Source organism: Ruegeria sp. CDSC025 (genome assembly GCF_059610805.1).
Genome location: NZ_JBXWOJ010000002.1, coordinates 35,107 through 53,068, shown reverse-complemented (window position 1 = coordinate 53,068; position 17,962 = coordinate 35,107). Strand labels below are relative to the sequence as shown.

The 17,962-nt window shown below is 57.1% G+C and carries 15 protein-coding genes; 10 read left to right on the top strand and 5 right to left on the bottom strand.

All coding sequences use genetic code 11. The features are described from left to right. Positions 1–13 precede the first annotated feature (13 nt). The 5 genes from dusB (at position 14) to ntrX (ending at position 7,265) form a co-directional block, all read left to right on the top strand. Complete coding sequence (dusB, locus tag AC2FH8_RS03380) at positions 14–997, top strand: tRNA dihydrouridine synthase DusB (RefSeq protein ID WP_425596233.1); 984 nt, start codon at positions 14–16, stop codon at positions 995–997. Continuing rightward, the gene (locus AC2FH8_RS03375) at positions 994–2,061 is read left to right on the top strand and encodes a two-component system sensor histidine kinase NtrB (RefSeq protein ID WP_496675865.1); all 1,068 of its coding nucleotides are present in this window, start codon (positions 994–996) and stop codon (positions 2,059–2,061) included. Before dusB ends, AC2FH8_RS03375 begins: the two co-directional genes overlap by 4 nt. Positions 2,062–2,103: 42 nt before the next feature. Then, on the top strand, positions 2,104–3,471 hold the full coding sequence (locus AC2FH8_RS03370) for a response regulator (protein ID WP_281994544.1): 1,368 nt from the start codon (positions 2,104–2,106) through the stop codon (positions 3,469–3,471). Positions 3,472–3,570: 99 nt separating this feature from the next. Continuing rightward, complete coding sequence (locus AC2FH8_RS03365) at positions 3,571–5,859, top strand: sensor histidine kinase NtrY-like (protein ID WP_496688272.1); 2,289 nt, start codon at positions 3,571–3,573, stop codon at positions 5,857–5,859. Further along, positions 5,856–7,265: a nitrogen assimilation response regulator NtrX gene (gene ntrX / locus AC2FH8_RS03360; protein WP_142633520.1), complete on the top strand. Its 1,410-nt coding sequence runs from the start codon at positions 5,856–5,858 to the stop codon at positions 7,263–7,265. The genes AC2FH8_RS03365 and ntrX overlap by 4 nt, the downstream gene beginning before the upstream one ends. Before the next feature lie 11 nt (positions 7,266–7,276). Here the strand turns inward: ntrX and AC2FH8_RS03355 are convergent, their stop codons facing one another. Beyond that, positions 7,277–7,756, bottom strand: coding sequence for a hypothetical protein (locus AC2FH8_RS03355; protein ID WP_142633522.1), 480 nt, complete (start codon positions 7,754–7,756; stop codon positions 7,277–7,279). 96 nt (positions 7,757–7,852) lie between these two features. On the opposite strand from AC2FH8_RS03355, the gene trkA reads away from it, so the two are divergent. The 4 genes from trkA to hflX all read left to right on the top strand — a co-directional run bounded on the left by trkA (position 7,853) and on the right by hflX (position 12,404). Beyond that, entirely contained in the window at positions 7,853–9,229 is a 1,377-nt protein-coding gene (trkA, locus tag AC2FH8_RS03350) for a Trk system potassium transporter TrkA (protein ID WP_142633524.1), read from the top strand. Next, a complete protein-coding gene (locus tag AC2FH8_RS03345; protein WP_282021921.1) occupies positions 9,229–10,767 on the top strand; it encodes a TrkH family potassium uptake protein in 1,539 nt (512 codons plus the stop codon). The genes trkA and AC2FH8_RS03345 overlap by 1 nt, the downstream gene beginning before the upstream one ends. 126 nt (positions 10,768–10,893) lie before the next feature. Further along, positions 10,894–11,133 carry an RNA chaperone Hfq gene (gene hfq, locus AC2FH8_RS03340; protein WP_010440340.1) on the top strand — a complete coding sequence of 80 codons (240 nt, stop codon included), beginning with the start codon at positions 10,894–10,896 and terminating at the stop codon, positions 11,131–11,133. Beyond that, positions 11,133–12,404, top strand: a complete 1,272-nt coding sequence (hflX, locus tag AC2FH8_RS03335; protein ID WP_496688268.1) for a GTPase HflX — start codon at positions 11,133–11,135, stop codon at positions 12,402–12,404. The genes hfq and hflX overlap by 1 nt, the downstream gene beginning before the upstream one ends. A gap of 52 nt (positions 12,405–12,456) precedes the next feature. On the opposite strand, the gene AC2FH8_RS03330 is transcribed toward hflX, so the two are convergent. The 4 genes from AC2FH8_RS03330 to hemB all read right to left on the bottom strand — a co-directional run bounded on the left by AC2FH8_RS03330 (position 12,457) and on the right by hemB (position 17,307). Then, on the bottom strand, positions 12,457–12,849 hold the full coding sequence (locus AC2FH8_RS03330) for a nuclear transport factor 2 family protein (RefSeq protein ID WP_142633530.1): 393 nt from the start codon (positions 12,847–12,849) through the stop codon (positions 12,457–12,459). A 106-nt stretch (positions 12,850–12,955) separates the two neighbouring features. Then, complete coding sequence (locus AC2FH8_RS03325; RefSeq protein ID WP_496688265.1) at positions 12,956–15,418, bottom strand: penicillin acylase family protein; 2,463 nt, start codon at positions 15,416–15,418, stop codon at positions 12,956–12,958. 173 nt (positions 15,419–15,591) lie between these two features. Then, positions 15,592–16,167 carry a lipid-binding SYLF domain-containing protein gene (locus tag AC2FH8_RS03320; RefSeq protein WP_142633534.1) on the bottom strand — a complete coding sequence of 192 codons (576 nt, stop codon included), beginning with the start codon at positions 16,165–16,167 and terminating at the stop codon, positions 15,592–15,594. Between the two features lie 141 nt (positions 16,168–16,308). After that, positions 16,309–17,307, bottom strand: a complete 999-nt coding sequence (gene hemB, locus AC2FH8_RS03315; protein ID WP_496688263.1) for a porphobilinogen synthase — start codon at positions 17,305–17,307, stop codon at positions 16,309–16,311. Positions 17,308–17,426: 119 nt separating this feature from the next. On the opposite strand from hemB, the gene AC2FH8_RS03310 reads away from it, so the two are divergent. After that, positions 17,427–17,954 carry a component of SufBCD complex gene (locus AC2FH8_RS03310; RefSeq protein ID WP_142633539.1) on the top strand — a complete coding sequence of 176 codons (528 nt, stop codon included), beginning with the start codon at positions 17,427–17,429 and terminating at the stop codon, positions 17,952–17,954. Positions 17,955–17,962 lie beyond the last annotated feature (8 nt).

Below are 17,962 nucleotides of genomic sequence, written 5' to 3'. Positions count from 1 at the left end.
AGGATTAAGCACGTTGACTCTGCGACTTGCCGACAAAGATTTGAACCCGCCCGTACTACTGGCGCCCATGGCCGGAATCACTGATCGTCCGTTTCGCGATCTGGTGATGCGCTTTGGGGCCGGGATGGTCGTCAGTGAGATGGTGGCCAGCCAGGAAATGGTGCAGGCCAAACCCGGTGTGCGCGAACGGGCCGAGCTGTCTGCGGATGTGGAAAACACTGCTGTCCAGCTTGCCGGACGCGAGGCGTATTGGATGGCCGAGGCGGCCCGCCAGGTCGCTGATCGGGGTGCGCGCGTGATTGATATCAATATGGGCTGCCCGGCCAAGAAGGTGACAAATGGATATTCGGGCTCGGCCCTACTGAAGACACCTGACCACGCGCTGACATTGATCGACGCCGTTGTCAGCGCCGTGGACGTGCCCGTGACGCTGAAAACCCGGTTGGGATGGGATGACAAATTGCTGAACGCGCCCGATGTGGCAAGGCGGGCGCAGGATGCTGGGATACGAATGGTCACGATCCATGGCCGCACACGTTGCCAGTTCTACAAAGGGCATGCCGATTGGAGCGCAATCCGGGCGGTCAAAGAAGCGGTCTCGATTCCGGTGATTGCGAATGGTGACATTGTTGATTCTGGCGCTGCACGCATAGCGCTGGATCAGTCCGCCGCCGATGGGGTCATGGTTGGGCGTGGGGCGCAGGGTAAACCGTGGCTACTGGCGCAGATGGGACATGAGCTATACGGGGCAGAGGCGCCATTCATTCCCGCTGGTAGTGATCTGATCGACATGGTTCGTGCCCATTATCAGGCCATGCTGGGGTTTTATGGTTTGGATCTGGGCCTACGCGTCGCTCGCAAGCATCTCGGCTGGTATATGGATGAGGCTGGAACACCGGCCCCGTTGCGCCGGGCGGTGCTGACTTCGCGCAACACGGACGAGGTGATGCACCTGTTGAGTGCTGCACTTGGCAGTGATGCAGAGGTGGCGGCATGACCTCGGATCACAGCATCTGGACCTCGCTACCGGTTCCTGCCTTTGTCATAGATGCAGGTGACCGGATCGCAGACATAAACTCCGCCGGTGAAGGGTTCCTGAACGCCTCGCGCAAATCCGTGATCGGGCATCCCGTCTGGGATCAGATTGCCGTGGACGCTCCATTAGAAGAAGCGTTTCTGAGAGCGCGTCAGCAAGGTACGCCACTATTTGTGAACGATGTGGATGTAGGGTCAGGCAACCGCGCGCCGTTGCAATGTGCGCTTCAGATCGCACCGCTTGTCGGACACCCGGGGTCAATGATCATGATCATCACGCCGCGTGAACTTGCTGGGCGTATGACCCGTGGAAACACGGTGAAATCTGCTGCGCAATCGGCGATAGGCATGGCCGAGATGCTTGCGCATGAAATTAAGAACCCTCTGGCAGGAATTACTGGCGCGGCGCAGCTTCTCAGCATGAATATCTCGCAGCAAGACCTTGAATTAACAGATCTTATTGTCGAAGAGAGTCGCCGTATCGTAAAACTGTTGGAGCAGGTTGAACAATTCGGAAATCTCTCTGAGCCCGATTTCAAACCGGTCAACATACATGACGTGCTGGATCGGGCACGGCGGTCGGCCCTGTTGGGTTTCGGTGCCCATATGACGATCATCGAAGATTACGACCCGTCGTTGCCACTTGCTTATGGCGACCCGGATCAGTTTCTGCAGGTCATCTTGAATTTGTTAAAGAATGCCTCGGAAGCCGCTGATCCTAAAGGGGGAACCATTCGGTTAAGGACGTATTTTGAACATTCTTTCCGCCTGCGGCGCAGCGACGGGTCAGGTCATTCTCTGCCACTGCAAATCGAAGTGACCGATGACGGCCCCGGTCTGCCGGAGAAGATTCGGGGCGAGATATTCGACCCGTTTGTGTCGGGCAAGGAAAACGGCACCGGCCTGGGGCTGGCGCTGGTCAGCAAGATCATTTCGGACCACGACGGCTGGATTTCGGCTGAGTCGGTTCCGGGACGAACGGAATTTCGCATCTCTCTGAGGCGCGCGCCGCGTGACGCGAAATAGTCAATAAATCGCCGGAAAGAGCAAGAATAAGGAAAGCACCTGATGGATGGAACAGTACTGGTTGCAGATGACGACCGCACAATTCGGACCGTTCTGACACAGGCCCTGACACGCGCTGGGTGTAAGGTGCATGCAACCTCGTCGTTGACCACTTTGATGCGTTGGGTGGCCGAGGGCAAAGGCGACGTGGTCATATCCGATGTAGTTATGCCGGATGGCAATGGGCTCGAGATGTTGCCAAAAATCGCACAGGACCGACCGGGATTACCGGTCATCGTGATTTCGGCGCAAAACACGATCATGACGGCCATCCAGGCAGCCGAGGCGGAAGCTTATGACTATCTGCCGAAACCCTTCGACCTGCCGGATTTGATGAAGCGTACCGCGCGCGCGCTGGAACAGAAACAGCGCACGCCGTCAGATGCCGGTAACACGTCCCAAGAGCGTCCGGAAGAGCTGCCTCTGGTGGGGCGGACACCAGTGATGCAGGCGCTGTATCGCTTGGTGGCGCGGGTGATGAATACCGATCTGTCGGTCATGATTTCGGGCGAGAGTGGAACGGGCAAGTCGTTGATCGCCAAAGCGATACATGATTTTTCCGATCGCAGGACGCTGCCCTTTGTAACGGCCACTGCCGCCGACCTGCGGGATCTTGAAGGCCCGGCGCGCGTCATGGCACGGGTGCGGGGCGGTACGCTGCTTATCGACGAGATCGCGGATATTGATGACGAATTGCAGGCGCGTCTCGTTCGGATGATGGACACTCCAGGCGATCATGTTCCTCGGTTCATGGCTACGAGCCAATCGGACCTGACCGAAGCCATGGAGAACGGGCGCGTCCGGCAAGACCTGTATTATCGCCTTTGCGGTGCGACAGTGCATGTTCCGGCCCTTCGCGAAAGGGTCGATGATATCACCTTGCTTGCGGATCATTTCCTGGCGCGTGAAGAACGCGAACATGGCGCGAAACGCTGGTTCAGTCCGGATGCGGTCGAGCTGGTACGGCGCTATTCCTGGCCCGGAAATGTACGGCAGCTTGAAAATGCGGTCCGTCGTTTGAGCTTGACCAGCCGCGCCGATGAAATCTCCAAAACCGAGGTCGAGTCGGTGCTGGGCAGCCAACCCGAAGCCGAGCCGGTGCTGGGCAATGGAGAACGCGAAAAGCTCTCGGCTTCGGTCGAACGCCACCTGCGCCGCTATTTCGATCTACATGGAAATATGTTGCCACCTCCGGGTCTATATCAGCGTATTTTGCGTGAGGTTGAGGCGCCTTTGATTGAACTGGCCCTGGATGCGACCGGGGGAAATCAGGCAAAATGTGCTGATCTTCTAGGGATTAACCGGAATACGCTGCGCAAAAAGATAACAGAGCTCGATATTCAGGTGACACGGCGGCGCAAACTGATGTAATATCGCCACACAAAGCGTGGCATCCGGGTTTCGACCGGGCAACGACCACGACATATGGCGGTAAGTCGCGCAAGCGGCACATCAGGATGAGGGCAGACGGTGGCAACCCGAGCACAGAGCGGGCTGATTTTATCAGTCAATCGGTGGCGAAAATCCCGAAGGCTGCGCAATTTTGGAACTTTGGGTCTGGTTTTGCTGGGCCCGGTGCTGGCTTTGACCACTTATCTGGTCATTGGTCCATTCGATCTGGGGGCAACCGCGCCCTCATTGCGCCTGATCCTGCTTGCGGATCTGGTCTATGTTCTCGTGGTTGCGGCGCTGGTTCTGGGTCAGGTAGGCAACCTGATTGCAGCGCGCCGGGCCAAATCCGCGGGGTCCCGTTTGCACCTGCGACTGATCGGAGCTTTCACGCTGTTGGCTCTGGTGCCGACTGTCACGGTTGCAATCTTTGCCGGTCTGACGGTGAATATTGGTCTTGAGGGCTGGTTTTCCGACCGCGTAAGGCAGGTTGTCGGATCCTCGCTTACTGCTGCGGAAGCTTATGAACAGGAACACCGAGAGGGCCTGACGCAAGACGCCGTCGTATTGGCGCTTTTTCTGGACAATGCCCGGACGCGCGATTTCTATATTTCCGATGCTGAACTGCGAGAGGTTCTGGCGCAAGGGCAGGCGCAAATCCAGCGCGGTCTGCGTGAGGCCTATGTCATTGATGGAAATGGCGAAATCCGATCCCGGGGGGATCGCTCTTATCTTTTCAACTTCGAAAAGCCGACCTCCGAACAGATGGCCCAGGCGACTGAGAATGAATTGCTGATCATTGCCGATTGGCAAAACAGTGAATTTCGGGCGCTTGTGCCTTTGAAGGCTTATCTTGATCGGTATCTCTATGTCAGCCGGGAAGTGGACGGGCAGTTGCTGACGCTGCTGGACGATACCAAGGAAACAGTCCAGTTCTATCAACAGCTTGAAAGTGAACGCGGACGGGTATTGTTTGAATTCGGCCTGCTTTATCTGGGTTTTGCCGTGATCCTGATCCTGGCTGCAGTGTCGCTGGGAATGTGGTTCGCCGAGCGTCTCTCGCGCCCGGTTGGACGCCTGACCACCGCTGCGCAGCGTGTCGGGGCAGGCGATCTGGGCGTTCAGGTTATCGAAGAAGCCACCGATGACGAAATTGCGATGCTGGGCCGTTATTTCAATCAGATGACCCGACAGTTGAAAGGGCAGCGCGATACCCTTTTGGAGAACACACGGCAGATCGAACGCCGGCGTCGGCTGTTCGATTCGGTTTTGACCTCGGTCACATCTGGTGTTGTTGGTGTCGACCCCGATGGTTGCGTGACGTTTGTGAATCGATCCGCCGAACGCCTGTTGGATTGGTCCCGTGGAGAGGAACATCTTGCCATTGGAATTGCGGTGCCCGAATTCATGCCTTTGTTCGAAAGTCTCAAGGACAGCGGGCAAGAGGCTGTGCAGGGTGAAATCAAAGTCACGCGAAAAGGCCATTTGGAAAACCTTTTGGTCCGCATGGCGATCCGCCGCGGCGAAGATGGCGGGCTTGAAGGATATGTGGTTGCCTTTGACGACGTGACCGATCTGGTCAGTGCACAGCGAATGGCAGCCTGGGGTGATGTGGCGCGCCGCATCGCACATGAGATCAAGAACCCCTTGACCCCGATCCAACTGAGCGCCGAGCGGATCAAACGAAAGTTTTCGTCCAAACTGGATGAGGATGATTGCGATATCCTTGTATCCATGACTGATGTGATCGTTCGCCAGACGAATGACCTGCGGCGGATCGTGGATGAATTTTCAAAGTTTGCGCGCATGCCGGAACCGGATCGGCACGAAGAGAATCTGGTGGGGTTGGTGCGCGAGGCTGTTCTTTTGCAGCAAGCCGGTCAGCCGGATGTCGAAATCGAAGCGATGCTTCCAGATCAGCCGATTTCAGGTGATGTAGACGCAACAATGCTGAATCAGGCGCTTACCAACCTGATCAAGAATGCAGGCGAAGCGATTGAAACGCTGAAACAAAAAGGGGCGCCTGAGAACCTCAAGCCTCAGATCAAGGTTACTGTGATCGGTGACGATGCGGGCACAGTAATTACCATTGCCGACAACGGTATCGGCTTGCCGGAAGATCGTGCGCGGCTGTTTGAGCCTTACGTGACCACACGCGACGAGGGCACTGGGCTGGGGCTGCCGATCGTCAAAAAGATTATCGAAGAACATGGCGGGGTGCTGACACTTGAGGACGCCCCCGTATTTGACGGACAGGACCATTTTGGCGCAATGGCCGTGATCCGTTTGCCCGTGAGCAATATTTCCTCAAATTCAGCGCCGAAAAAGCAGGCAATTGATACAAACAAACTGAAAGCAGGCCAAAGATGAGCGACATTCTGATTGTAGATGACGAGCGTGATATTCGCGAGCTTGTGTCCGATATTCTCGAGGACGAAGGCTATTCCACCCGGCTGGCTGGCAACTCGGACGAGTGTATGGCAGCCATCAATTCCGAACCCCCGGGGCTTTTGATCCTGGATATCTGGCTGAAAGACAGCCGGATGGACGGGATTGATATTCTGAAGACTGTAAAGCGCGACAACCCAGACATTCCGGTGGTGATCATTTCGGGCCACGGGAATATCGAAATCGCTGTCGCTGCGATCAAGCAGGGGGCGTATGACTTTATCGAAAAGCCCTTTAACATCGACCAGCTGATGGTTGTGATCCGCCGCGCGATGGAAACCTCGCGCCTGCGCCGCGAAAACGCCTCGCTAAAGCGGAAAGAGGTCACAAGCTCGGATATGATCGGCAAATCGGCCTCGTTCCGGGCAATGCAGAGCCAACTGGACAAGGTTACCAAGTCCAACGGGCGTGTGATGCTGACAGGACCTGCCGGTTCAGGAAAGGAAATCGCCGCGCGCTATATCCATGCAGAATCGAACCGGGCAAATGCGCCCTTCGTAACCGTGAACTGTGCCGGGATCGAGCCGGAGCGCGTTGAAGAGGTTCTGTTCGGCCGTGAAACTACCGAACGCGGGGTTGAGGCAGGCCTGTTGGAAGAGGCCCATGGTGGCGTCGTCTACTTTGATGAAGTGGCAGATATGCCCATGGGAACCCAGTCAAAAATCCTGCGGGTTCTGGTTGATCAACAGTTTCAACGGGTTGGAGGTACCGACAAGGTTCGGGTCGACCTGCGGGTGATCTCTTCGACCAATCGTGACCTTGATGCAGAAATCGCCGCTGATCGTTTTCGGGAAGAACTTTACCATCGTCTGAATGTTGTGCCTATTTCGGTGCCTTCGCTAGAAGATCGGCGCGAGGATATTCCGGTTCTTGCCGAGTTTTTTATTGAAATGTGCAATGAATCCCAGGGCCTGCCGGTGCGCGAGATTTCAGACGAAGCTGTCGCGTTGCTGCAGACCATGACCTGGCCGGGCAATGTGCGTCAGCTTAAGAACCTGATCGAACGGGTGCTCATTCTGGGTGACGGTACGGGCCCGATCGAAGCGCGTGAGCTGCCAAACGAAGAAGAAAAAGCCGATGAATCAGGTCGCGTCGTTCTGTCCGGGGCATTGGCGACCTTGCCGTTGCGCGAAGCTCGCGAGGCGTTCGAGCGTGAATATCTGCTGACCCAGATCAACCGGTTCGGGGGCAATATCAGCCGCACTGCCAGCTTTGTCGGCATGGAACGCAGCGCGCTTCATCGTAAGCTTAAATCTCTGGGCGTTGTGACCTCGAACAAATCGGGGGCGCGAGTTGCACAACTGGACGAGGCTGAACCGGCGGAGTGATCCGCCGGCCTTTACCCTGCCTGACCTGGGGTAATTATCTGAAACGTTCCGTTGTCGAATTTGACGAAACATGAATCTGTGCTGAGCGGTGGCAGCTGTGTTGTTGGGACCGCAGCAACACGCGACTTTACGCCCTGCTTGCAAGGCGGAAGGCTGACCGGGCGATAGCCTTTCTGCGCCATGCATTGTGCTTCCAGCTTGTTGCGCAGCCCTTTGTTCACATCGACCGTATAGATCTGACCGGGCTGCCACCAGCCTCCGGTGCGATGACACCTTCCCCGACCATCGCAGTAGGTGCGACCTGGCCAATAGGTTGGTGCCCCTTGTCGCACCTGATTGGCAACGGGGGCGTCTTTGAGGGACTGAACCTGACATCCGGTCGTTTCCGACTGCATTTGCGAAACTGTCTCGCCCTCTTGATAATACAGGGAAAGCGGCCCACACGCAGTTAGCAACAGAGTCAAAGAAATCGTGAGAGCTATTGTTTTCATACGCTTACCTTGCCTCAGCTTTGCTTGTGTTACAAACTAATTGACCGTCTGGGGGGCATCTGTCATTCAAAGATTTCAGGCAGAAGGGCCAATAGCATGAAGGTCATCATTTGTGGTGCGGGTCAGGTTGGCTGGCAGATTGCACGGCATCTTTCGGGCGAGTTGAACGACGTTACTGTGGTTGACAACAATCCTGATCTGGTGCGACGGGCGACCGAAACCTTGGATGTTCAGGGGATTGCGGGATTTGCAAGCTATCCGGATGTTCTGAACCGAGCGGGCGCGCGCGATGCGGATATGATTATTGCTGCCACCCATTCGGACGAGGTGAACATGGTCACCTGTCAGATGGCACATTCGGTTTTCTCCATTCAGCGCAAAATCGCCCGGCTTCGGTCGAAATCCTATCTCGAGGCGATTCATTCAGATCTGTATCGCCGCGATCACCTGCCGATTGATGTGGTGATCAGCCCCGAGCGCGAGGTTGCCGCAGCGGCGATGCGCCGGTTGTCTGCCCCATCCGCCTTTGACACCGAGATGTTCATGGATGGCAAAGCGCAGTTGCTTGGCATTCGCATCGCCGAGGATTGCCCGATCGTGAACACGCCATTGCGGCAACTGACCGATCTGTTTTCGACGCTCAGCTCTATCGTGGTGGGTGTCCGGCGCGAGGGTACGCTGTTTGCCCCGGAATCCGAGGACCAGCTGTTTGTCGGTGACGAATGCTATGTCTTTAGCAATGTCAAAGACGTGGACCGCACGATGGAGGTTTTCGGCAAGGCGCAAAAACGGCAGGACCGGGTGGTGATTGTCGGCGGTGGTAATGTCGGTCTTGAAGTTGCTCGGACATTGGAAGAACGTGAAAGCCGCGTTCGTGCCAAGATAATTGAACGAGACCGCCACTGTGCGGAAGTGGCAGCCGAAGCGCTTGAGCGAACGATTGTCCTTCACGGTGATGGTCTGGACGCGGCGCTGCTGCGCGAAGCTGGCATCGAACGCGCGGATGCAATGTTGGCCGTCACGGATGATGACCGTGTAAATATGTTGGTTGCCGTGCGTGCCAAGGCCGAAGGTTGTGCTCTGGCGATTGCACTGATCAATGATCCCAGCATGGTTGCCCTGATGGGGCCGCTGGGTATCGACGCCTATATCAACCCCCGCGCCACCACCGTCAGTTCGATTCTGCGCCATATTCGGCACGGACGCGTGCGGCAGGTCTACTCCATCGGAGATGCAGAGGCCGAAGTGATCGAGGCCGAAGTACTTTCAACCTCGCCCATGGCCGGGCAGAGGCTGCGCGACATTGATTTCCCCGAAGGTGTGCTGGTTGGCGCCGTGCGTAAGGGCGATGAGATGTTGCGCCCCACCGGTAGTCTCAGGATTGAAGAAAAGGATGTGGTGGCGATTTTTGCCTTGGCCAAAGACGTCCCCGAGGTGGAACGGCTGATGCAGGTCTCGATCGATTTCTTCTGATGGCGCATGCACGGAAAAAACAGGTTAGCCTTATACGGCGATTGCCGCTGTTTCTTCTGATCTGGGGTATTTTTGCCGCCGCTATGTGGATGCCTGCCATATTTGCGCTGGTGCTGGATGATCACGACACGTCCCGGTCGTTCTTCTATTCTGGGTTGCTGGGGTTGTTCGTGGTCGGGATCATCTCGCTGGCAACATCCAACAGAATGCCGCGTCGAGGGACATTGGGCCAGTTGGCGGTCTTGTTAGGCTGCTTCACCGTATTGCCCTTGTTTCTTGCGATCCCTCTGCATGATGCGTTGGGCAATACGAGCTTTCTGAACGCCTATTTCGACATGGTCAGCGCATTGACCACTACCGGGGCTGATTTGTTTCCAGATCCAGACCGGTTGTCGGCGCCGTTACACCTTTGGCGGGCTCAGGTCGGATGGATGGGCGGGCTTTTGATGTGGATTTCAGCGGCTGCGATTCTCGCGCCGTTGTCGCTGGGCGGGTTCGAGGTGACAGCCCGCGGTCAACCCGGTCGCCCGGTTTCAGGCGTGGCGCAAAGCGAGATGGTAGACCCTCGCGGGCGTCTAATCCGTGTCACGCTGACTTTGACGCCGGTTTATGTCGGGCTGACCGCTGTCATTTGGCTGTTGCTCGTGATCGCAGGAGAGCAGGGTCTGACCGCCATCTGTCATGCGATGTCAACCATGGCCACATCGGGTATCTCACCGGTTGGTGGGCTTGAGGGAGCGCAGGCCGGGGTAACCGGTGAGGCCATCCTGTTTCTGTTCCTGTTCTTCGCTTTGTCGCGTCTTACCTTTTCCTCGGACACAGCTACCTCCGGATATTCGCGGCTGGATAAGGACCCCGAGTTCCGGATCGGGCTCATGATCGTTGCAGGCGTAGCGGCGCTGCTTTTCTTCAGGGTTCTTGCCGGCGTCAGCGAAATTGGCGGCCAGATGGAGCCTCTTCAGGCGTTGAGCGTAATTTGGGGCATGATTTTTACGGTCTTGTCATTTCTGACAACCGCAGGGTTCGAAAGTGCAAACTGGGATGATGCCCAGCAAATTTCCGGTCTGGGCACCCCGGGATTGATCCTGATGGGGCTTGCGCTGATCGGCGGTGGAGTTGCAACAACGGCGGGCGGGGTAAAGCTGTTGCGGGTTTTCGCTCTGTACCTTAACGGCGCGCGCGAAATTGACCGTTTGATTTACCCGTCTTCGGTCAGCGGAGTAGGTGGCGGAAACCGTCGCATCCAAAGCGATGGGGCCTTTATCGCTTGGATATTTTTCATGATGTTTGCCCTGACAGCTGCTGTGTTCAATGTGTTGCTTGCTGCCATGGGTACGGGGTTCGAACACGCTATGGTGCTTAGCGTTGCCGCGCTGAGTACGACAGGGCCGTTGATCGAATTGGCAACCGATGTTCCTATCCGATTGATCGACCTTTCGGGCGGTGCCAAGCTGACCATGTGTGCCGCTATGGTGATCGGCAGATTGGAAACGCTGGCGATTATTGCCTTGATCACACCCGCTCTATTGAGGGGTTAAGAAACAATAACCATGCTAGTGACTGATTTTTCATCTGGAATATCAGTTAACGACACTCCATACTCCGCCGGAGGGAGCGCGTTGGTCCGCAGCGCGTAGCAAGAACAATGGCGAGATTATAAGAATATGGCTTCGGACAGACAGAATCTGCAGGACGCGTTCCTGAATAATGTACGGAAAGCAAAAGTCCCGGTCACAATTTTCCTGATCAACGGTGTGAAATTGCAGGGTGTGATCACCTGGTTCGACAACTTCTGCGTATTGTTGCGCCGCGACGGACAGTCGCAGCTGGTCTACAAACACGCGATTTCGACCATCATGCCATCGCAGCCGATCAGCCTGTATGAGGGCGAAGACGCCTCTTGATGGAACATGAAAGGGTGCGCACCCGAGCGTGGGTGCTGCATCCGGAAATCAAATCAGATGAACAGCGCCGCGTTCCAGGACCGGCGCTGGCAGAAGCGGTGGCGCTGGCCGCTGCATTGCCCGACCTTGATGTGATCGGATCCGAAGTTGTGCGCTTACCTCGGGCGCAGGCCGGTTTTCTGTTCGGTAGCGGCAAGATCGAGGAACTGGCCGAACGGTTGCACGAGAACGAAGTCGAGCTGGTTTTGATCGACGGATCGGTTACGCCCGTTCAGCAACGCAATCTTGAAAAGGCGTGGAAGGTCAAGATCCTCGACCGGACCGGGCTGATCCTCGAAATATTCAGCGACCGCGCGCGCACCCGTGAGGGCGTATTGCAGGTGGAAATGGCCGCGCTGAGTTACCAGCGGACCCGGCTGGTGCGTGCCTGGACCCACTTGGAACGGCAGCGGGGCGGATTGGGCTTTGTGGGTGGCCCGGGTGAGACCCAGATCGAAGCGGACCGCCGGGCCATTGATGAACAACTGGTGCGCTTGCGTCGTCAGTTGCAGAAGGTGGTCAAGACCCGCACGCTGCATCGCGCCGCGCGGGCCAAGGTGCCATATCCGATTGTGGCGTTGGTAGGTTATACCAACGCGGGCAAATCAACCCTGTTCAACCGCCTGACCGGGGCCGATGTCATGGCCAAGGACATGTTGTTTGCCACCTTGGACCCCACCATGCGCCGGGTCGAACTGCCTGACGGTCCCGAAGTGATCCTGTCGGACACGGTGGGGTTCATTTCGAACCTGCCCACCGAGTTGGTCGCCTCATTCCGGGCCACGCTGGAGGAAGTGTTGGGCGCTGATATCGTGGTTCACGTACGCGATATCAGCCACGATGAATCTGAGGCGCAGGCGAAGGATGTCGAAACTATCCTGACTTCACTGGGTATTGACGATACGCGGCCCCGGATTGAGGTCTGGAACAAGATCGACCTGCTGTCCCCGGATGAGCGCGAAGCAGCGACGGCGCGGGCAGAGCGGGATCAGGGGATTTTCGCGATTTCAGCCGTCACCGGCGAAGGGATCGCCCCGCTTTTGGCGGAAATTGCCGTCACGCTACAGGGCGTACGTTCTGAGGCAACGCTGGAACTGGGATTTGCCGAAGGCAACAAGCGCGCGTGGTTGTTCCGCCAGGAGGTCGTGCGGTCCGAAAAGCAGACCGAAGATGGCTTTGTGATCGACGTGCTGTGGACAGAGAAACAAGCTTCGCAATACGCAGCGCTTTGAACCCTGACTGGGGAAGAACTTTCCTATACCCATCGAACAAAGTGGTCCGTGATCAGCCGTCAATCTGGCGCTGAAAATCCTCGGCATCGAACCAAACCAGAGAGGTCTGGACCTGATTGGTGTCGGTCATTTCCCATTCTTCCCAACCCCGCGTCACGACGTCGTTGCCGGTCTTGGAATGCTGCCCTTCAAGGGTCCAGACAAATATTGCGTGGCTTCCCGCCCAGCGAAACATGTCGCAGCGGACCTCAAGATCGGGGAAATCAGTGTAAAACCCGCGCGCCATTTCCGCCACCGCGGCGCGGCCTATGATCGGTTCTCCACGGTTGATCGTGATCTGCCCGTCGGGCGCAAAGAAACCGGCGACAGCCTCGGGGTCGCCCGAGCTCCAGGCGATCGCATAATCCCGCGCGAGATTGTTCAGCTTATCCCGGATACTGGCCATTTGGTCCCCCGCACACAAATCCTAGGCCTTTGGATCGTATGCCAAACGCCATTCAGCGTCCACGCGATGGAAAATAAACGGGCGAGGTCTTGCCGAAGCACGGACCTTAGCGGGGGATAAGGGTGGTCACTCCGACAGCGGCTGCATGTGCCAGGTCAAGGTCCAGGGACATCGGGATGTATTCACCCCGACGCCAAAGCTGGGCCTGATCGTCATAGTAGCGTGACAGGAAGTGACCCGACTGGCCCGTAGCCGTGATAAAGACCGAGCTGTCGGGATCCGCAAAATCATATACGCCGCGATAGCCTGCACCGTGCACGTTCTGAAACGGATCAGGGCCTTCGCCCGATGTTCTGCCACGCAGCAGGGTGTTGTCGCCACCACTGGTGGACTGTCGGATATTCACAAAGAATCGCAGCACCGGAACCGATCCCAGAACCGGGTGGTCATGCGTCGCCTGGTGCGCGTCACCCCAGCGCAGGGATTCCAGCGATCCTCCGTATTTTTCGGAAATCCAGATCAGCGCATCGTCCAGTGCCATGCGCGCCATATCGGTGCAGGTCTCTGTCGGCGCGCTCTGACGCACATTACACCAGGCCGAAGCTCCGTCGATGTCGCGATAGACACGTTCGATGAACAGTGGTTCGACATGTTTGTATTCAGCCGCCAGGGGGCCAAGCTCATCTGCGATCAACCGGATTTGCAGCGCCCGAACCCAAGCAGCGTAGATCAGGGGTTCTGGCAGGTGTTCATTCATCTCGCCATTCCACTCGGCCAAAAGGTTCAGCGCGATCTGGCGCTGGCGTTCCTGGGTGCCTTCGGGGGCAGAGGCGCCGGTGTACCACAGATCAGCCCCGATCAGCGGAAGTAGAGAGCGGGCGGTAAAGCTGACAGTGTCCAGCTGTGCCTCGATAAAGCTGTCGCGCGTGTGTACCTCGCGCGATTGCATTAGCCGTTCCCAGCGATGGATGCGCTGCGTATCCCCCCATTCATATGAGACATGTTCAGGAAATGGCCGGTCGATGATCTTGTTGTTTGTGTTGCCCAGAATGCCGCCCGCAGGTGCGACGAATTCGGGGTTGTCAGCATAGGGCAGGCGGCCTTGCCACCGGTTTTCGGCCAGCCAGCCAGGCGTCGGAATACGCCCCCGGCTTTGGTTCTTTGCGGCACGGTGCGGCATTGCACCGATCAGCTTCATGCCGATGGTGTCCTTGTCGACCAATGACAGGTTCTGAGATGGCGCCATGAACAGCTCGGCTGCGGTGATGGCTTGTCGGACAGTGTCCGCATTCATCAGCGCCATCGAGGCTGACATGGATGTGTCCTGTGCGCTCAGGGCTGTCCAGGACAGCGAGGCGACATGACCCGGCGGCGTGATCGTCCCAAGATCGTAATGGGTGCCCGGCAGAACCGGTCCGTTCTCGGTCCAGCGCAGGGTCAGGGTGATGGGGGCTTCGTCTTTGATCTCGATGATCGAGGGGCGGTTGCGAAAGGTCTTGTATCCGTCGGGGGTCAGGTATTCCTCGGGGTTTTCCGGGTTCAGCTGCTCGATATGGATGTCCTGATCATCCAGATAGGATGAGGTCAGCCCCCAGCCCAGTCGATCACTGCGTCCAGTCATCACCGCCGGAATACCCGGGATCGTGGCGCCGATCACGCCGCCTTTGGCCAGTTCCAGACGGGCCAGATACCAGATACCCGGCGCTGTGAAACCCAGATGCGGGTCATTGGCCAAAAGCGTCCCGCCGCTGGCCGATCTTGTTGGCGCCGCAGACCATGCGTTCGATGCTCCGGCCAATCCGCGCTTTGGAAAGGGCGAGATGGGCGTGTCCGGCATCGACGATCCGGCCGCATATCTGGGCAGGTTGGGAAACAGGGCGGCGTATTCGGGCAGAGCGGCGATTCCCGGCCCGGGAACATCAGGCAGAATATCCGCCAGTCGGGTCTGGTCATCCAGCATAAGCGATGTGCGCGCGCGCAGCACTTCATCCTCAAGATGGCCAGAAAGTTGCAGGCTCATGAGTTTGATGACCGCCAGGCTGTCGCCCGGTTGCCAGGGCGATACAGGCGCGTTGAACAAAAACATCTCTGGCGCACCACGGCCCAATGCGTTTTCGTTAATCTCGGCCAGTCGTGCATTCACCCCGGCAGCATAAGCGCGCAGGGCCTCTTTGGTATAGTCGTCCTGGGCTTGTACCGACCGGTGTGCAAGCCCGTACAGATCAAACCGTCGCAACAGCTTGTCGATATGAACAGTGCGAGCGCCAAAGACTTCGGACAATCGTCCCTGCGCTGTCCGGCGCAGAACGGTCATCTGCCAGAGGCGATCCTGTGCATGGGCATAGCCAAGCCCAAAGAAGACATCCGGGTCTGATGCGCCCAGAATATGGGGAACATTCGCAGTATCCCTGACAACCTCAACCGGCGCAGTCAGGCCATCAACTTTAACGGTCTGATCGTAATCCGGCAGGGATTGACTGGCCAGAAAATACACCAGCATCACAGCCGCCAATGTCAGCAGAACAAGACCCGAGGCGATACGCACTAGCCAGCGAAAGACAATTCCCATCAGCGGTCACATTTCCGTTCACTCTATGATTGTGCAGACACTAGAGGATGGCTGGACGGATCGAAAGAGGAACCGCATGAGAACATGCGTGTTTACCGCAGTTTGAATGAAAAACCCCGCCTCGGTCCAAAGGCCGAAAGCGGGGTTTCTTGAAGGGGGAGGGTAGTCCGGTATCAGGGAATGATGCGGGTGTATTTCGTGCCTTCGACCGTCGCGCCGAACTTTAGCCCTGCCTGTCCGAAGACCGCCGCCAGAACCGGCGAACGCAGGGTGGTGGTGTCGGTCGACAGAGAGTCGCCCGTCGCATCGACCACGTAGCCGACTTCGGCCCCGGCGGTCCATCCGCTGGAACGGCGGAAATCGTTCAACGCATCCTGTGTCATGAAGAACAGGACATGCGCATATTGCTGGGCACCGATTTGCAGGCCCGCGGTTCCCGAAATTGCGGAATAGTAATCAACTGTCGCGCCCTGAATGCGTAGCGCGCCTGTGCCGTAGGCACCGCCAAAGACGATTAGTCCGGCATCGGTTATCAGAGGCATGACCAGCATGCCGTTGGCCTTGTTCGCGATTTCGAGCGTGTTGGGGTAGGTGGCGTACATCTGGTTCAATGTCGCATCCACACGGGCGTCAATCGTCGCTGCGTTGGAACTGCCGACGCCATTGCCGCAGGCGGCGGTCACTGACAGACCGGCCATGCCAAAAGCAAAGCCACGACGGCTTAATCGAGTAGGTTTGGAACTGCTCATGTTTTTTATCTCTGTATAAATGCCTGATTGTCGGGTGCTCCCGATCTTGTCCGCAAGAATACGCCGATTGTCGCCTCGTGTCACGGGAAAGCTGCCGGGTGACCAAAGATAGTCGGCGAAAAATCGCGGAAACGCGGGGGATTAGCCCTGCAGGATCCGGGCGGCCTGAGGCGCGAAATAGGTCAGGATCCCGTCGCATCCCGCGCGTTTGAACGCCAGCAGACTTTCGAGCATGACCTTCTCTCCGTCGATCCAGCCGTTCTGAGCCGCGGCTTGTATCATCGCGTATTCGCCCGAGACTTGATAGGCATAGGTTGGCGCACCGTACGTGTCCTTGACCCGGCGGCAGATGTCCAAATAGGGCATGCCGGGTTTGATCATGACCATGTCTGCGCCTTCGGTCAGGTCACGCTCGATCATGCGCAGCGCCTCGTCCGAGTTTCCGGGGTCCATCTGATAGGTCTTTTTGTCCCCCGTCAGCGCGCCCGAGGCGCCCACTGCATCTCGGAACGGTCCGTAGAACGCACTCGCATATTTGGCCGCATAGCTGAGGATCATCACGTTGTGATGGTCTGCGCCTTCCAGGGCGCGCCGCATTTCACCGATCCGGCCATCCATCATATCTGACGGTCCGATGATGTCGGCGCCCGCATCTGCTTGCGCCAGCGTCATCTTTACCAGCGCCTCGATCGTTTGATCGTTTATTATCTCACCATCGACCACATAACCGTCGTGGCCGTTGATATTGTATGGGTCCAGCGCCACGTCCGTCATCACCGCGATATTGGGTGCGGCTTTCTTGATGGCGCGAATGGCTCGGTTGGACAGGTTATCGGGGTTCCACGCTTCGGCGCAATCTTCGGTCTTTAGGGAGGCGTCGGTGTAGGGAAAGATGCAGATTGCCGGGATACCCAGGGCCTGCGCTTCGACCGCAGCCTGTGCGATCAGATCGACCGAGCGGCGCATGACACCAGGCATCGAGGGGACAGGCTCTTCAATACCTTCGCCGTCTCGGACGAAAACCGGCCAGATCAGATCATCGGTGGTCAGTGTATTCTCGCGGACCAGCGCCCGCACCGCCTGTGATTGGCGTGTTCGACGAAAACGGGCCAGAGGATAGGGGGCAATGGTCGGTTTCATGACGCGCTCTCCTTGTAAATTCCAGCATTGGGTGGCATGAATTCCGTGTAGTCTCAAGGGTAACGATGGACGCGTCTTTGCGAAGAAGGTCCCTGAAGACGGAAATTAAGGGCTGACGCGTGGACTTATACTCTTCGATTTTTGAACTCATCGACATGCGCAGCTTTTCGAATCTCTGGTATTGGATCGGGCTTGCGGTGTTGTGGTCATCGGCCAGCCACTGGGCCATGGGCGTGCCGTATGACCTTGTTGTGCGCGCAAGACGGGTAGGTGGGCAATCGGAACAGGATTTGATGGATATCGTCCGCATTAACGGAAACCGATTGCTCTATATATTGGATGTATCCGGCCTCGCGATATTAGCGTTTAGTTGTTTTCTGTTCACGGGCCTCGCCACTTTGGGGTTCTATTACGGTGTCGAATTCGCGCAGGCCGTGTTTTTGTTGCTGTTTCCGATTTGTCTTGTCGTGCTGATCAATGTATCAGCCGCACGGAAACTGCGCCGGGAAACACCCAGTCTGGAGTATATTTCCAAGATTCTTACGCGCTGCCGGATCTATACCCAGATAGTTGGTATGATTTCGATCTTGATCACTTCGCTTTGGGGTATGTACCAGAATTTTTCCATCGGCGTCCCGGGTTGGTAAAATCAGAA

Coding starts and splice junctions, on each gene's coding strand:
- AC2FH8_RS03375 (WP_496675865.1), top strand. CDS start 994: ATGACCTCGGATCACAGCATCTGGACCTCGCTACCGGTTCCTGCCTTT.
- AC2FH8_RS03370 (WP_281994544.1), top strand. CDS start 2,104: ATGGATGGAACAGTACTGGTTGCAGATGACGACCGCACAATTCGGACC.
- ntrX (WP_142633520.1), top strand. CDS start 5,856: ATGAGCGACATTCTGATTGTAGATGACGAGCGTGATATTCGCGAGCTT.
- AC2FH8_RS03355 (WP_142633522.1), bottom strand. CDS start 7,756: ATGAAAACAATAGCTCTCACGATTTCTTTGACTCTGTTGCTAACTGCG.
- trkA (WP_142633524.1), top strand. CDS start 7,853: ATGAAGGTCATCATTTGTGGTGCGGGTCAGGTTGGCTGGCAGATTGCA.
- AC2FH8_RS03345 (WP_282021921.1), top strand. CDS start 9,229: ATGGCGCATGCACGGAAAAAACAGGTTAGCCTTATACGGCGATTGCCG.
- hfq (WP_010440340.1), top strand. CDS start 10,894: ATGGCTTCGGACAGACAGAATCTGCAGGACGCGTTCCTGAATAATGTA.
- hflX (WP_496688268.1), top strand. CDS start 11,133: ATGGAACATGAAAGGGTGCGCACCCGAGCGTGGGTGCTGCATCCGGAA.
- AC2FH8_RS03330 (WP_142633530.1), bottom strand. CDS start 12,849: ATGGCCAGTATCCGGGATAAGCTGAACAATCTCGCGCGGGATTATGCG.
- AC2FH8_RS03325 (WP_496688265.1), bottom strand. CDS start 15,418: ATGGGAATTGTCTTTCGCTGGCTAGTGCGTATCGCCTCGGGTCTTGTT.
- AC2FH8_RS03320 (WP_142633534.1), bottom strand. CDS start 16,167: ATGAGCAGTTCCAAACCTACTCGATTAAGCCGTCGTGGCTTTGCTTTT.
- hemB (WP_496688263.1), bottom strand. CDS start 17,307: ATGAAACCGACCATTGCCCCCTATCCTCTGGCCCGTTTTCGTCGAACA.